Source organism: Corallococcus caeni, from assembly GCF_036245865.1.
Lineage (GTDB): Bacteria > Myxococcota > Myxococcia > Myxococcales > Myxococcaceae > Corallococcus > Corallococcus caeni.
Genome location: NZ_BTTW01000010.1, coordinates 234516 through 247785, shown reverse-complemented (window position 1 = coordinate 247785; position 13270 = coordinate 234516). Strand labels below are relative to the sequence as shown.

General features: G+C 70.7%; 12 protein-coding genes. 7 read left to right on the top strand and 5 right to left on the bottom strand.

Translation table 11 applies throughout. The features are described from left to right. Genes AABA78_RS33965 through AABA78_RS33955 form a run of 3 tightly spaced genes read right to left on the bottom strand, consistent with a single transcriptional unit; the run spans position 1 to position 4120 of the window. Positions 1–1143, bottom strand: a complete 1143-nt coding sequence (locus AABA78_RS33965; protein ID WP_338269577.1) for an App1 family protein phosphatidate phosphatase — start codon at positions 1141–1143, stop codon at positions 1–3. Positions 1144–1175: 32 nt separating this feature from the next. Further along, positions 1176–3029 carry a glycoside hydrolase family 15 protein gene (locus AABA78_RS33960; RefSeq protein ID WP_338269576.1) on the bottom strand — a complete coding sequence of 618 codons (1854 nt, stop codon included), beginning with the start codon at positions 3027–3029 and terminating at the stop codon, positions 1176–1178. Then, positions 3026–4120 carry a glucose 1-dehydrogenase gene (locus tag AABA78_RS33955; RefSeq protein ID WP_338269574.1) on the bottom strand — a complete coding sequence of 365 codons (1095 nt, stop codon included), beginning with the start codon at positions 4118–4120 and terminating at the stop codon, positions 3026–3028. The genes AABA78_RS33960 and AABA78_RS33955 overlap by 4 nt, the downstream gene beginning before the upstream one ends. A 168-nt stretch (positions 4121–4288) precedes the next feature. Between AABA78_RS33955 and AABA78_RS33950 the strand changes: the two genes are divergently transcribed. The 4 genes from AABA78_RS33950 (at position 4289) to AABA78_RS33935 (ending at position 7729) form a co-directional block, all read left to right on the top strand. Next, complete coding sequence (locus tag AABA78_RS33950) at positions 4289–4834, top strand: hypothetical protein (RefSeq protein WP_338269572.1); 546 nt, start codon at positions 4289–4291, stop codon at positions 4832–4834. 113 nt (positions 4835–4947) lie between these two features. Next, entirely contained in the window at positions 4948–5865 is a 918-nt protein-coding gene (locus AABA78_RS33945) for an ABC transporter ATP-binding protein (RefSeq protein WP_338269570.1), read from the top strand. A gap of 20 nt (positions 5866–5885) precedes the next feature. After that, positions 5886–6647, top strand: a complete 762-nt coding sequence (locus AABA78_RS33940; protein WP_338269568.1) for an ABC transporter permease — start codon at positions 5886–5888, stop codon at positions 6645–6647. A gap of 68 nt (positions 6648–6715) precedes the next feature. Further along, positions 6716–7729: an ABC transporter substrate-binding protein gene (locus tag AABA78_RS33935; RefSeq protein ID WP_338269566.1), complete on the top strand. Its 1014-nt coding sequence runs from the start codon at positions 6716–6718 to the stop codon at positions 7727–7729. A gap of 13 nt (positions 7730–7742) precedes the next feature. Here the strand turns inward: AABA78_RS33935 and AABA78_RS33930 are convergent, their stop codons facing one another. After that, positions 7743–8210: a hypothetical protein gene (locus AABA78_RS33930; RefSeq protein ID WP_338269564.1), complete on the bottom strand. Its 468-nt coding sequence runs from the start codon at positions 8208–8210 to the stop codon at positions 7743–7745. Between the two features lie 171 nt (positions 8211–8381). Between AABA78_RS33930 and AABA78_RS33925 the strand changes: the two genes are divergently transcribed. Continuing rightward, positions 8382–9371, top strand: a complete 990-nt coding sequence (locus AABA78_RS33925) for an NYN domain-containing protein (RefSeq protein ID WP_338269562.1) — start codon at positions 8382–8384, stop codon at positions 9369–9371. A gap of 42 nt (positions 9372–9413) precedes the next feature. On the opposite strand, the gene AABA78_RS33920 is transcribed toward AABA78_RS33925, so the two are convergent. Continuing rightward, on the bottom strand, positions 9414–11456 hold the full coding sequence (locus AABA78_RS33920; protein WP_338269560.1) for a PilZ domain-containing protein: 2043 nt from the start codon (positions 11454–11456) through the stop codon (positions 9414–9416). Positions 11457–11877: 421 nt separating this feature from the next. On the opposite strand from AABA78_RS33920, the gene AABA78_RS33915 reads away from it, so the two are divergent. Continuing rightward, the gene (locus AABA78_RS33915) at positions 11878–12366 is read left to right on the top strand and encodes a YkgJ family cysteine cluster protein (protein ID WP_338269558.1); all 489 of its coding nucleotides are present in this window, start codon (positions 11878–11880) and stop codon (positions 12364–12366) included. A 72-nt stretch (positions 12367–12438) separates the two neighbouring features. Further along, positions 12439–13194 (top strand): hypothetical protein, encoded by a 756-nt coding sequence (locus AABA78_RS33910; protein WP_338269556.1) that lies wholly within the window; start codon positions 12439–12441, stop codon positions 13192–13194. The last annotated feature ends 76 nt before the right edge of the window (positions 13195–13270 follow it).

The window sequence follows — 13270 nt, the reverse complement described above, 5'->3', positions numbered from 1 at the left end:
TCAGCCCCGTTCGCCCAGGGCGCTGCGCGCGGCGTCCTCGCGGCGGTGGGCCTCCACCTCCGGGACCTCCTCCCAGCGGATCCACCCGGCGCGCGCCGCGTGCCTCGCGGCGGCCACCGTGTCGTCCACCGCGACCAGCTCGCTGCCCGCGTCGCGGATGTCCTTCGCGATGGCCTCCATCTCCTCGCCGCGCTTGGAGCGCCCCGGCACGTTGCGGATGTAGACGCAGCGGATGCGGCCCGGGTACTCGCGCACGATGGTGCGGTAGTGCTCCGCGTCCTCCTGGCCGCTGTCGCCAATCAGCACGAAGGGCAGGTGCCCCAGCGTCTCCAGCACGCCGCGGATCTTATCCAGCTTGTGCCCGTGGCCCCCGCCCGGCGCGAAGCCGTCGCGCGACAGGCCCCAGTCGCGCAAGAGCAGCGGGCCAATGGGGATGCGGTGGATGGCGAGGAACTCGTCCAGGTGCTCGTAGAGGTTCCACGGGCTGCTGGACACGTAGAAGATGGGGTTGTCCGCCGTGCCGCTCGCGCCCGCCTGGAGCGCCGCGTAGAACGCGTCCACGCCCGGGAAGGGCAGCCGCCCCCGGTGCTCCGTGAGGAACAGCGCCCACGCGCGCTTGAGCGGATCCGTCACCCCCGTGGCGATGACCGTGTCGTCGATGTCGCTGATGACGCCCAGCTCCGCGCTCGTCCCCGCCACCCGCACCGGCGCCGTCACGCGGGGCACGCCTTCTGCCTCCGGGGACAAGAGCTCCAGCTCCACCATGTGCCAGCCGGAGCGCACGCCTTCGGGCGGCGGCACCCACAGCTCCAGGAAGCCCTCCTCGTCCGTGACGCCCTCCCAGTGCTTGTCCCCCCAGCGCACCGCCACGTGCGCGCTGGAGATCTCCCGGGTCATGTAGCGCTTGTAGGAGGCCACGGCGCTGCTCCACAGCGTGTGGCGCTGGCGCTGGGGCGTCACCTTGCGCTCCTCCAGCACGCGCGCCTTGATGACCACGCGCTCCGGGGTGCCGTAGCCGCGGTACGGCAGGATGCGCAGCGGCGGGGCGATGCCCAGCCCCTTGCGCACGCGGCGGCTCAGCACGTCGTAGTGGGCATCCGCCTTCACGGCGAAGCGGAACAGCAGCGGGTACAGGTCGGGCATGGCGGGTGGGCGCGAGTCTACCGTCCCCTGCGTCAATCGTGGCGGCCCAACGTCCGGTCCAGGTTGTACGCGGCGCTGATGAGCGACAGGTGCGTGAGCGCCTGCGGGAAGTTGCCCAACGCCTCGCCGGACATGCCCGTCTGCTCCGCGTACAGCCCCAGGTGGTTCGCGTAGCCCTGCATCCGCTCGAAGATGAGCCGCGCCTCGTCCAAGAGGTCCGGCCGCACCGCGCTCGCGCGCGTCATCGCTTCCACCAGCCAGAAGCTGCACAGGTTGAAGGTGCCTTCGCTGCCTTGAATCCCATCCAGCTTCTCGTCCGCCTCGTAGCGGAACACCAGGCCGTCCGACGTGAGGCCTCCCTCCCGGGGCGGCTTGCGGATGACGTCCAGCGTGGAGAGCATCCGCGGATCCACCGGCGACAGGAAGAAGACCAGCGGCATGAGGAGGTTGGCCGCGTCCAGCGCCTCGTGCCCGTAGGCCTGGATGAAGGCGCCCTTCTCCTTGCACCAGCCCTTGTCCATGATCTCCTCGAAGATGGCGTCGCGCGTCTTCAGCCACTTCATGCGGTCCGCCGGCAGGCTGCGCTTGTCCGCCAGCCGGATGGCCCGGTCCACCGCCACCCAGCACATCAGCTTCGAATAGACGAAGTGCCGGCGGGAGCCGCGGATCTCCCAGATGCCCTCGTCCTCGATGCGCCAGTGGTCGCACACCCAGTCCACCAGCCGCCGCAGGTGCCGCCAGAAGTCATACGAGATGGGCGCCGCGTACTTGTTGGACAGGTACACGGAGTCCATCAGCTCGCCGTAGATGTCCAGCTGGAGCTGCTTCGCCGCCATGTTGCCAATGCGCACCGGCCGCGCGCCGCCGTAGCCGCGCAGGTGCTTGAGCTCCTCCTCCCTGGGCACCGGCGTGCCGTCCAGGCTGAACATCAGGGGCAGCGGGCCGTCCCCGTTCTCCGCGCAGCGCTTCTCCACCCAGCGCATGAACGCGGCGGCCTCCTCGTTGAAGCCGATGCGCAGGAACGCGTAGACGGTGAAGGCCGCGTCGCGCAGCCAGCAGAAGCGGTAGTCCCAGTTGCGCGTGCCGCCGGGGGACTCCGGCAGGCTGCACGTGGGCGCGGCGATGATGGCCCCGGACGGCTCGAAGGTCATCAGCTTCAGGGCCAGCGCCGAGCGCTGCACCATCTCCCGCCAGCGCCCCGTGTACTTGCACTTGGACAGCCAGTGGCGCCAGTAGTCCACCGTGTCGCGGAAGAGCTTCTCCGCGGAGTCGTGCGTGTGCAGGTGGTGGTGACAGCCCTCGATGCCCCCCTCGCGCAGGGTGAAGACCGCGGACTCGCTCTCCTTCAGCGTGAAGTGCGCGACGACGCCGTTGCCCTCCTGCTTCAGCGGGACGGGCGTCACCAGTTGCATGCTCAGGCTCTTGGAGACGAAGGCCGCGCCGCCCTTCACCACGTGCGTCTCATGTTCGTCCCGCGCGTAGTTGAACGCCGGGAAGCACTCCATGCGGAAGGACATCTCCCCGCGCACCACGCGGATGCGCCGGAGCACGACGCGCCCCTCCGCCTGCGCCCCCCTGCCCAGGGGCATCAGGTCGATGAGCTCCCCCACGCCGGCCGGCGTGTAGAAGCGCGTCACCAGCACGTTGGTGTCCGGCCAGTAGAACTGCCGCTTCATCACCCCGTCCGGCTCCGGGGACACGCGCCAGTACCCGCCCTTCTCCGGATCCAGCAGCGCCGCGAAGAGGCTGGGGCTGTCGAAGTGCGGATAGCACAGCCAGTCGATGGTGCCTTCGTTGCCTACCAGCGCCACCGTGCGGAGGTCCCCGATGACGCCGTGGTCTTCAATGGCCACGCCGCCCTTCAGGTCCTCGTGATGGGGATTCACCGGGCATGCTCCTGGAATGAGATGACGTGTTTGATGCCGCCCTTCGCCTCCACCACCTTCGCGAACTCCGACGGCGGGTGGCGCTGGGTGATGAGCGCCTCCACCTTCCCCGGCCACTTCGCGCGGAAGCGGGCCAGGTCCTCCAGCGCCTCACGGAAGTCGCTGTCCGCCGCGTTCACCGTGCCGAACATCACCCGGTTGCCCAGCACCAGCTGCCCCAGCACCTGGTCGCCCTGCAGCTCCAGCGGCTCCTCGCGTCCTGGCACGCCGGTGAAGATGAGCACGCCGTTCTCCTCCAGCACCTGGAGCGAGTCGAAGGCCACCTTCGACGCGCCCGTCGCCTCGTAGATGACGTCCACGCCGCCCAGCTGTTTCCTCAGGGCCTCCACCGTCACCTCCTTGGAGGAGATGTACGGCGCACCCACCGCTTCGGATGCGGCGGCCTTCTCATTGGGCTTGGGGCTGCGCGAGTACACCGTCACGTCGAAGCCCGCGCGCGTCAGCGCCATGACGCCCAGCTGCGCCACCGGCCCCGCGCCCAGCACCAGCGCCTTGCCGGGGCTCACCTTCCACGGCAGGCGGGACTGGATGTGCGAAAGCTCGCGCAGTCCCTTCTCCGCGATGGTCAGCGGCTCCGTGAGCACGGCCACGCCGCGCAGGGAATCATCCGCCTTGTGCAGGTAGGCCGCGTCCTCCACGAAGTGCTCCGAACAGAAGCCGTGCGCGCCCTTGATGCCGCGCTCCGTGTAGTCCCCCGTCACGCAGAAGTCCGGGTGGCCGTGGCGGCACGCGGGGCAGTGCGTGTGCGGACAGGGCCTGCGCACCCGGGGCACCACCAGGTCCCCCGGCTTCAGGCCCTGCACGTGCGCGCCCACCTCCATCACCTCGCCCAGGCACTCGTGGCCCAGGACCAGGTGGTCCTCGCCCTTCGGCGCCGTGCCGTGGTGGCCCTTCAGGATGTCCTGGTCCGTGCCGCACACGCCCACCTCCAGCGTGCGCACCTTGACCTGGGTGGGCGAATGCAGCCGCGGTTCGGGGACGTCGAGGACGCGCACCTCGCGCGAGGGGAACATGATGGCCACGGCCTTCATGGGCTGGAGGACTCCTTCCGGGCGAAGTGCTGAACGTCCCAGGACAAGGGGTGCGGACTTGGGCCCCATGCCGCAACAGGCCGGGCCGCCCGCCTGCCTGGAGGGCGACACTCGCGGGCGCGTGAAACCACTGCCCCCTTCGGGGCGCGCGGGTCTATAGACGCAAGCGTGCGTGCGCCCCCCGCCTACCGACGCAGCCGCGCCACCGCCATCGGTGCCACGGCCTTCCTGCTGCTCGCCCTGCCCTTCCTGGTGCTGGGGGTGTTCTTCCTCGGCCAGAAGGCGCGCATGGACTTCCGCTGCGAGCCCCAGGGCCCGTGCGTCCTCACCCGCTCCAGCTGGCTGGGCCAGGAGGAGGTGGGCCGCTACGCGCCCCAGGACCTCCGGGACGTGGAGGTGGCCCGCAGCCGCAGCGCTCGCAGCGGCGCCGCGCCCATCTTCCGGCCCCAGCTGCAGACGACCTCCGGCGTCCAGCCGCTCGCCTACCAGTGGACGGAGGACGAGGCGGAGGCCCGGGCCTACGCGGACACCGTGCGGCGCTACCTCACGGGTCCCCGCACGGACGCGCTCGCGGTGTTCGAGGACCACCGGCAGGCGTCGCTGCGCGTGGGCGGCGCCTTCACCGCCGTGGGCCTGGGCGTGCTCGCCCTGAGCCTGTGGCTGCTCTCCCGCACGCTGGCGCACCGCAAGGCGGAGCGGGCCGCCACGGCCTGAAAAGCAGCCGGCCGGGCACCGCGGACTTCACGTCCTGTCCTACAGTGAAAGGCGCCTGCCCGCTTCCAGGCCCCGCCTGTGCGACCTTGGGGCAGATGTATAGGTTCTCGCGAATGCTTCGACGCCTCATCGAGCGGATGCGGGGCCTGCGCCAGGCGGCGCCCCACCTGCTCCGGCCCGCGAACGTGAACGCGGACCGGGCGAAGATTTCCATCGCCCAGCTGGGCCACCACTACGCCAACAAGGTCGTGGCGCTGAAGGACGTGAACCTCAACGTCCGCTCGGGGGAGTTCGTCTGCCTGCTCGGCCCTTCCGGCTGCGGCAAGTCCACGCTGCTCTACGCGCTGGCGGGCCACGTGGCCCCCACGGGCGGCAGCGTGGCCATTGACGGCAAGCCCATCCAGGGGCCCGGGCCGGACCGGCTCCTGATGTTCCAGGAGGCCGCGCTGTTCCCGTGGCTCACCGTGCGCGGCAACATCACCTTCGCGCTGGGGGCCCGGGGCGTGCCCCGCTCCGAGCGCCGCAAGCGGGCGGACACCTTCATCCAGCGCGTGCGCCTGGAGGGCTTCGCGGACACGCTGCCCCATGAGCTCTCCGGCGGCATGAAGATGCGCGCGAGCCTCGCCCGGGCGCTCGCGGTGGACCCCAACGTGCTCCTGATGGACGAGCCGTTCGGCGCGCTGGACGCCCAGACGCGCGTGCACATGCAGGAGTTGTTGCAGTCCATCTGGCTGCACTCCGGCAAGACGGTGGTGTTCGTCACCCACGACGTGCAGGAGGCCCTGATGCTGGGCACCCGCGTGGTGCTGATGGCGCCCCGCCCGGGCCGCGTGGTGGAGGACCTGGAGATCCACCTGCCCATGCCGCGCTCGCTGGAGGACCCGTCCCTGGACGCGATGGCGCGCGACATCCGCCACCGCCTGCGCGCCGCGGAAGGGGCGCCCCTGGAGGCCCCGCCCACGGAGCCCCTGGGCCGCCGCTCGCGCACGCCGTCCAGCCTGCCCCGCACCCACGTCGTGACCAGTCGTTAGAGGGAACGAGGGACACCGCCATGCTGAAGTGGGCGCAGAAGCTGGGGATGATCGCGCTGCTCTTCGCGCTCTGGGAGGGGCTGTCGCGCTCCGGCGTGTGGAACAAGCACCTGTTCCCCGGGCCGCTGGAGGTGGTGCAGGCGCTCATCGCCATGGCCCGCGACGGACAGCTGGGCGCCGCCACGCTGCGCTCGCTGGGACGGCTGTCGCGCGCCTACCTCCTGTCGGTGGCCATCGGCGTCCCGCTGGGGCTCTGCATCGCGCGGCTGGCCTTCTTCCGCAACGCGGTGAAGCCGGTGGTGATGGGGCTGCAGGCCCTGCCCTCCATCTGCTGGCTGCCGCTGGCCCTCCTGTGGTTCGGCCTCAACGACAGCGCCATCCTCTTCGTGGTGGTGATGGGCAGCGTGCTGGGCATCTCCATCGCCACCGAGGACGCGGTCAACGGCCTGGACCCGCAGCTGGCCCGCGTGGCGCGGACCCTGGGCGTGAGGGGCCCGCGCTTCTACTTCGGCGTGCTCCTGCCCGGCGCGCTGCCCGGCATCGTCACCGGCCTCAAGCTGGGGTGGAGCTTCGCGTGGCGCGCGCTGCTGGCGGGGGAGCTGCTCTTCGTCTCCGGCGGCCTGGGCCAGCTGCTCACCATGGGCCGCGAGCTGATGGACGTGTCGCAGGTGATGGCGGTGATGCTGGCCATCATCCTCATCGGCATCACGGTGGACCGCGTCCTCTTCCAGACAGTGGAGACGCGCCTGCGGCGCCGGTGGGGCCTGACGGCGTCCGTGTGAGCCCCAAGACGCTTCCGCACTCACGGGCATTGAAAACAGGCGGGGAGTCTCCATTAGCGTGACGCACCATGTCTTCCGCGCGTCCGCTGTCGCTGCTCCTCGGTGTCTGCGTCCTCCTGACCGGCGTCGCCTCCTGCAAGAAGGACACGCCCTCCGGCGCCAACGCGCCCCTGCGCGTGGCCTTCTTCCCCAACATCACGCACGCGCAGGCGCTGGTGGCGAACTCGGAGGGGCTCTTCGCGTCCCAGCCCGGGATGGGCCACCTGGAGGTGCGGCAGTTCAACGCGGGCCCCGCCGCCATGGAGGCGCTGGTCGCGGGCTCCGTGGACGTGGCCTACGTGGGCCCGGGGCCCGCCATCAACACGTACCTCAAAGCCGGCAAGGAGCTGCGCATCATCGCGGGCGCGGTGAACGGCGGCGCGGTGCTGGTGGTGAAGAGCGCGAAGACGGCCCAGGAGCTCAAGGGCAAGAAGCTGGCGACGCCGCAGCTGGGCAACACGCAGGACATCGCCCTGCGCACCTGGCTGAAGGCCCAGAAGCTGAACATCACCGCGGACGCGGGCGGCGACGTGCAGGTGATTCCCATCAGCAACCCGGACATCCTGGCCCAGTACCTCCAGGGCGCCATCGAGGGCGCGTGGGTGCCCGAGCCCTGGGGCGCGCGCATGCTCGCGGAAGGGGGCGGTCACATCCTGGTGGACGAGCGCGACCTCTGGCCGGACAAGCGCTTCCCCACCACGGTGGTGGTGACGACGAAGAAGGTGCTGGAGACGCAGCGCTCGCGCATCGCGGCGCTCCTGCGCATCCACGTGCAGCTGACCGAGCGCTGGCGCGCGGACCCGGCGGCCTTCGCCACGTCCGTCAACTCCGCCTTCGGCCAGCTGACGCGAAAGCCCCTGCCCGGGCCCGTGCTCCAGGACGCGTTCTCCCGCCTGGAGCCGAGCCTGGACCCCGTGCCCTCCGCGCTCAAGACGTCCGCCGAGCACGCGAAGGCGCTGGGGTTCATCCCCAGCGACGACATCGCGGGGCTCGTGGACTTGAGCGTCCTGGACGAGGTGCGCGGCGCCACGAAGCCGAACTGAGGCGCGACCGCCCTCAGTCCTTCTTCTCACCCTGGAGGGACAAGGCCACGTTCTCCGTCTTGTTCTCCACCTGGTAGACGGCCAGGACCTCCTGCCCCTTCTGGGGCAGCTTGGTGATGCGCAGGGCGCTCATGTCCAGCGGCACCACCGGCCCGGACACGTCCTTCACGAACAACGTCAGCCCGTCCTGCTTCACCACCGGCCCGTTGACCTGCTGCATGCGGTCCGCATCCGGGGTGATTTGCCGCACGGACTCTCCCTGGGTCATGAAGGAGGGGGACGTGGTCCGGACGCTGCTCACCACGTTCGAGGGGCTGGTGCTCGCGGGCTCGGTGTACTTCGACGGCATGGACGCTCCCTGGTCCTCGTCCTTGCCGACCGTTGGCTCCCGCGCCAGGGCGGGGCCGGCGCACAACAAGAGGCCAAGCGTGGGCGCGGCCCACGCCATCGCTCGCAAACGTCGGGGGAATCCGTGCATCATGTTCACACCTCCGTGTTACGGGGGCGCTGCCCCCGGGCTCAGGCCCCAAACGTAGGGTGGGTAGCACTGAATGTTCAGGGCGGAACACGGACCGTGCGCGCTGTAGCGTCCCCACAGTAGGGTGGAGCGCACGCGAGCCAAGGACCGCTCGCACACGAATACGAGGCACCTTTGGCTGGACGTACCGACGAGCAGCACCGCATCGCACTCTTCATCGACTTCGAGAACCTGGTCACCAACACGGGCATCAGCGCCAGTCAGTTCGACCTGCAGCCCGCGCTGGACCAGCTCTTGGAGCAGGGCAAGGTCGTCTTCCGCCGCGCCTACTGCAACTGGTCGCGCTTCGAGGACGCGAAGCAGCGCCTGCACGACGTGGGCGTGGAGCTGGTGGACGTGCCCCCGTCCACCCGCGCCGGCAAGAACAGCGCGGACATGCGCCTGGTCATCGACGCGCTGGAGCTGTGCTACGCGCGCGAGCAGATTGACACCTTCGTCATCGCCTCCGGCGACAGCGACTTCTGCCCCCTGGCGTACAAGCTGCGTGAGAACGGCCGCACCGTCATTGGCCTGGCCGTGCGTGAGGCCAGCTCCCAGATGTTCGTGAGGGCGTGCGACCAGTTCATCTACATGAAGCCCAAGCACAAGGGCGACGGCTCCCACAAGGAGAAGGACCGCGACCACGGCGGCCGGGGCTCCAAGGGCGACGAGGGCAAGGGCGGCAAGCGGGGCGGGAAGGGCCACGACAAGGGCCACGAGGGCAAGGGCGCCAAGGAAGGCGCCGAGTCCAAGGGCGGCAAGCCCAAGGCGGAGGTGCCCGCCGTCGCGCGCGAGGTGGTGCAGAGCCTGCTGCGCCGCGCGACGGGCCCGCTCAACCCGTCGCTCATCAAGGAGACCATCGTCCGCAAGGAGCCCGACTTCGACGAGCGCGACCACGGCTTCTCCACCTTCGCGCGGCTCTTGGAGGCGCTGGAGCAGGAAGGGGTCCTGCGCCGCATCCAGCAGGGGCGCCAGGGCTACATCGTGGGCCCGGACTCGGACTTCGGCGCTCCGGCGCACGAGGGCAAGGCCGGCAAGGGGCGCCACGCCAAGGCGCCCACCCCGGTGGAGGAGGAGGAAGAGGAGCTGGAGTCCTATCCGGACCCGGACGACGAGGGGCTGTAGTCAGCCCCCGCCGTCGCTGAAGTCAGGCGAAGCGAGCCGCCACTACGCCGCGCGCGGCGTGGTGGACTCGCAGAGGTGCTCCAGGAACTCCGGCAGCAGTCGGGCGGACATCACCCACAGCTTGCCGTCGCCCAGGTCCGCCAGGGACACGCGCTCCGCGTACTCCACGCAGGCGGCCTCCACGTAGTGGACGAACACCTTGCGGTCGCGCGCCCGGTACCACTCCGCCGCCTGGGCCAGGAGCGCCACGTACGCGTCCTGCACCTCCGGCTTCGCGTCCTCCTCCAGGGGCACCAGGCGCACGCCGTCCAGCACGTTGAAGAGGTTCAGGCCCGGCTGCGCGGACTCGAACACCGCGAAGGCCACGGCGCGGCCCTCATGGCGGGCCACCACCAGCTCGCGCTCGCGGGACAGGCCGGCGTCACCCCAGCCGGTGCGCGTGGCCTCCAGGTCGAAGCGCTCCGGCACCAGGTCCAGCGCTTCCCGGTAGGCCTCCGGGCGGGTGCCGGCCACGCGGGCGAAGAAGCTGGCGCGCTCCTCCTGGGTGGGCGTGCCCACGGTGATGTTCGCGGGCTTCGTCCAGACGCTGTCCACCTCGCCCTCCATCAGGCGGAAGGGCACCAGGCACGTCTGGCCGGTGTCCGCGTACCAGGTGGCGAAGTCGAACTTCGTGTAGCGCACCCAGCGCACGTTCGCCTCGCAGTAGGCGAAGAACCACTTCACCTCCGGGTCCGCCTGGGTGGGCTCGTAGCCGCGCAGGTAGATGTCGCGCAGGGCCTCGCGCGCGGTGGAGCGGCTGCCCGGCGGCTGGTGCCGCGCCAGCTGGTGCGCCATCCAGCTGCCCGCGTAGGGCTTGAGCACGGACAGCGTGGCCTCCATGCCGTCCTCCGCGGGGCGCACCACGCGGTAGCCCAGCAGCGGCGCCTCCTGGAGCTTGTCCTGCGCGCGCGAGAACTGGTCGCGCAGGCTGGTGAACTTCTCCGGCTCCTTGCCCGGGAGGCGGAAGTAGCCGGAGCGCTCGAAGAGCTTCCAGGTGGCGTCGTTCCAGTCGCCCTCCACCTTGGTGGTGGGGTGGGCCTGGGCCTCCACCAGCGCGCGCCACGCGCGGGCCCCTTCGGCGTCCAGGGGCCGGACGCTCACGCCGCAGCGGCGGCCGTGGGGCGTGCTGGAGATGTTGCGCACCTCCGCGCGCAGGCGCACCGGCGCGTGGCCGTCCAGGGCCACCTCCATCACCGGCAGGCGCAGGCCCGGGTACATCAGGTCCTCGCCCGGCTGCGTGAGGAAGGACAGGCCTTCGTAGGAGACGTCCAGCAGGCCGCGGCGCACGTGCACCTGGGGCCAGAGCGGATGGTCGAACTCCAGCGTGCAGGACGCGCTGGCCTGCGTGCGGCGCAGCCACCGGTGGCGGAAGCGCACCAGCGACGGGGGCGTCGTCATCACCAGCAGGCCGCCCTCCATGCGCGCCGCGTCCACCTGGAAGTGCACCACGCTGGAGTAGCCGAAGGCCTCCAGGGTGAAGGCGCCCGGGGGCAGCGTGCCGTGCAGGTTCCAGGCGAACGCGTCCTGGAGCGGCTCGAAGAAGGCGCAGGTGACCTCCGCCACGGCCTGGCCGTCGCGCGAGCGCAGGACGCCGCGGGCCTGCCGGGACGCCAGCGCTTCGCAGATGCGCGTGACGCGCTCCGCCCGGTCGATCTGCTCGCGCCACACGGGCCGCGTCTCCGGCGTGAGCAAGAGGCCGTTGTCACGCAGCGACTCCAGCAGCCCCACGATGCGGCGGCCCGCGTCCAGCGGCGGCGCGACGAAGCGCAGGCTCACCTCCGGGCGCAGGGCGTTGACGCCAATCACCTCCGCGTCCAGCGCGGTGGCCCACCGCTCGCCCTCCCCCACCACCACGGACGCGGCCTGTCCCTTGCGAGGCACCGCGCGCGACTCCAGGTGGAGCGTGAGGTGCTCCAGTGACAGCTGCACCAGACGCCCGGAAGAGAAGTCCGCGCCAAACGAGGCCGCCGCGCTGAGCTCCGTCCCCACCCGGTATCCGAGGAGGGTTTCGCGGCCAGCCGGCGCGTCGTGAGTGTCCGTGTGCATGGGGGCTCCCTGATGTCCTACGGGGCATGATCCTACGACGTCCGAAGAAACCGTGGTGTCCCCAAGTTGCAGGTGACCCGGGGAACTCGGATTCCCACAGAGTGGAGATCATTCACCCCTTCTGCACTCAGACCTTCGGGCCGTGTCCCTGGCCACGGGCTGGACTGTCGCGCATTGGCTTCTCACGCCCGGAGAATTTCCACTACGGACAGGAGCATGGCCTTTTGAGACAGGTGCGGAGCTGTCCCTCCCCTCGGGTCGTGCACAACCCATGAAAACCCGGTGACTCCGACACATGGAACACGGGGGATTGTCGCATGTCGGCTGGTGAGACCTGGCCTGCCTTGGAGGACGGAGGTCTGGGCGCACACACACGTCGGGGATGACTCGCTCCCCCGCGGGGCGTTATCCCGCACGCGCCATGTCCTCCGCCCTGTCCACCCTCTGCCTCCACTGCGGCATGTGCTGTGACGGCACCCTCTTCACCCAGGTGCCGCTGAAGCCCGGCGAGGCGGAAGCCCTGCGCAAGCGGGGCCTGCCGCTGGGGACGCGGGAGGACGGCGCGGGGGTGCTGCCCCAGCGCTGCGCCGCGCTGGAGGGGCTGTGCTGCACCGTCTATGAGGAGCGCCCGGAGGCCTGCCGCCGCTACCGCTGCCAGCTGTTCACCGCGCTGGCGGAGGGCGAGGTGTCCCTGGAGGAGGCGAAGGGCGTGGTGGACGCCGCGCACGCCCGGGTGGACGCGGTGGCGGCCGCCCTGGGTTCCGCTGGGGACGGAAGGGGCTCCGCGATGCGTCAGGCGCGGGTGGCCGCGGCCGGGCTGGAGCTGTCTGGAGAGACGCGCGAGGCCCTGGCGCACGCGGAGGTGTACCTGGACCGGCACTTCCGGGGGCGCTTCCGCCGCTCGGGGTGAAAGCGTGTGTCCGGGGGCCTGGCGGGCGGCTAGCGTGACGCGGCCCCTGTTCCCGACCGAGGTCCCGCTTCCGTGAAGACATCCCTGCTGGCCGTGCTGTCCTCCGCCGTGCTGTTCGCCGGTGCGCCTGCGTCCGCGCAGAAGAACGACGAGCCCGTGACGTCCGCGCAGGTGGACCTGGACGGGGACGGCAAGCCGGACGCGGTGTCACTCAGCGCGGGCAAGGACGGGAAGTTCACGCTGAAGGTGGGAGGCGCCACGTCGCAGGGCAGTGCCTCCGGCAACGAGGTGCGTGGCTTCACGGTGGTGGACCTGGACACGGGCGACAAGTGGAAGGAGCTGCTGGTCCACACGCTGGGCGACGTGGACGACGACCACCGCTTCTTCCTCTACGGCTACGACGGCAGGACGGTGAAGCCGCTGGGGGACGTGCGCGCGCTGACGGAGGCGAAGGGCAACGGCATCGTCCTGGTCGATACGTGGATGGGCTTCTGGCAGAAGCGGGACAAGTACACGCTGGACCGCAAGGCGTGGAAGCTGGTGCACGTGCCGCAGGAGCTGTACGCGGTGGGCCTGGACGCCGCGGCGGCGGGTGTGGAGGCCACGGTGAAGAAGTCCTTCCCGCTGGCGCAGGCCCGCACGGGCTCCGCGGTGGTGGCCACGACGGCGCAGGGCTCCAAGGTGCGGGTGCTGGCCGCGAGCGTCCCCGCGAAGCTGGGGAACCGGGAGGACGTCTGGTACCTGGTGAAGTCGTCCACCGGCTTGCTGGGCTGGGTGCGCGGCAACGTCCTGGTGGAGTCCACGGACGGCCTGCCGCTGGCGGGGTGAGTCAGTCTGTCTCAGGCGAAGCACGCATGAGCATCACGTTGCGTGCTCCGCACGCGTCGCAGACCAGATACCGCTC

What these genes read in the sequence shown, in the direction of transcription:
- AABA78_RS33965 (WP_338269577.1), bottom strand. Translation starts at nt 1,143, where the DNA reads ATGCCCGACCTGTACCCGCTGCTGTTCCGCTTCGCCGTGAAGGCGGAT.
- AABA78_RS33955 (WP_338269574.1), bottom strand. Translation starts at nt 4,120, where the DNA reads ATGAAGGCCGTGGCCATCATGTTCCCCTCGCGCGAGGTGCGCGTCCTC.
- AABA78_RS33945 (WP_338269570.1), top strand. Translation starts at nt 4,948, where the DNA reads ATGCTTCGACGCCTCATCGAGCGGATGCGGGGCCTGCGCCAGGCGGCG.
- AABA78_RS33940 (WP_338269568.1), top strand. Translation starts at nt 5,886, where the DNA reads ATGCTGAAGTGGGCGCAGAAGCTGGGGATGATCGCGCTGCTCTTCGCG.
- AABA78_RS33935 (WP_338269566.1), top strand. Translation starts at nt 6,716, where the DNA reads ATGTCTTCCGCGCGTCCGCTGTCGCTGCTCCTCGGTGTCTGCGTCCTC.
- AABA78_RS33930 (WP_338269564.1), bottom strand. Translation starts at nt 8,210, where the DNA reads ATGATGCACGGATTCCCCCGACGTTTGCGAGCGATGGCGTGGGCCGCG.
- AABA78_RS33920 (WP_338269560.1), bottom strand. Translation starts at nt 11,456, where the DNA reads ATGCACACGGACACTCACGACGCGCCGGCTGGCCGCGAAACCCTCCTC.
- AABA78_RS33915 (WP_338269558.1), top strand. Translation starts at nt 11,878, where the DNA reads ATGTCCTCCGCCCTGTCCACCCTCTGCCTCCACTGCGGCATGTGCTGT.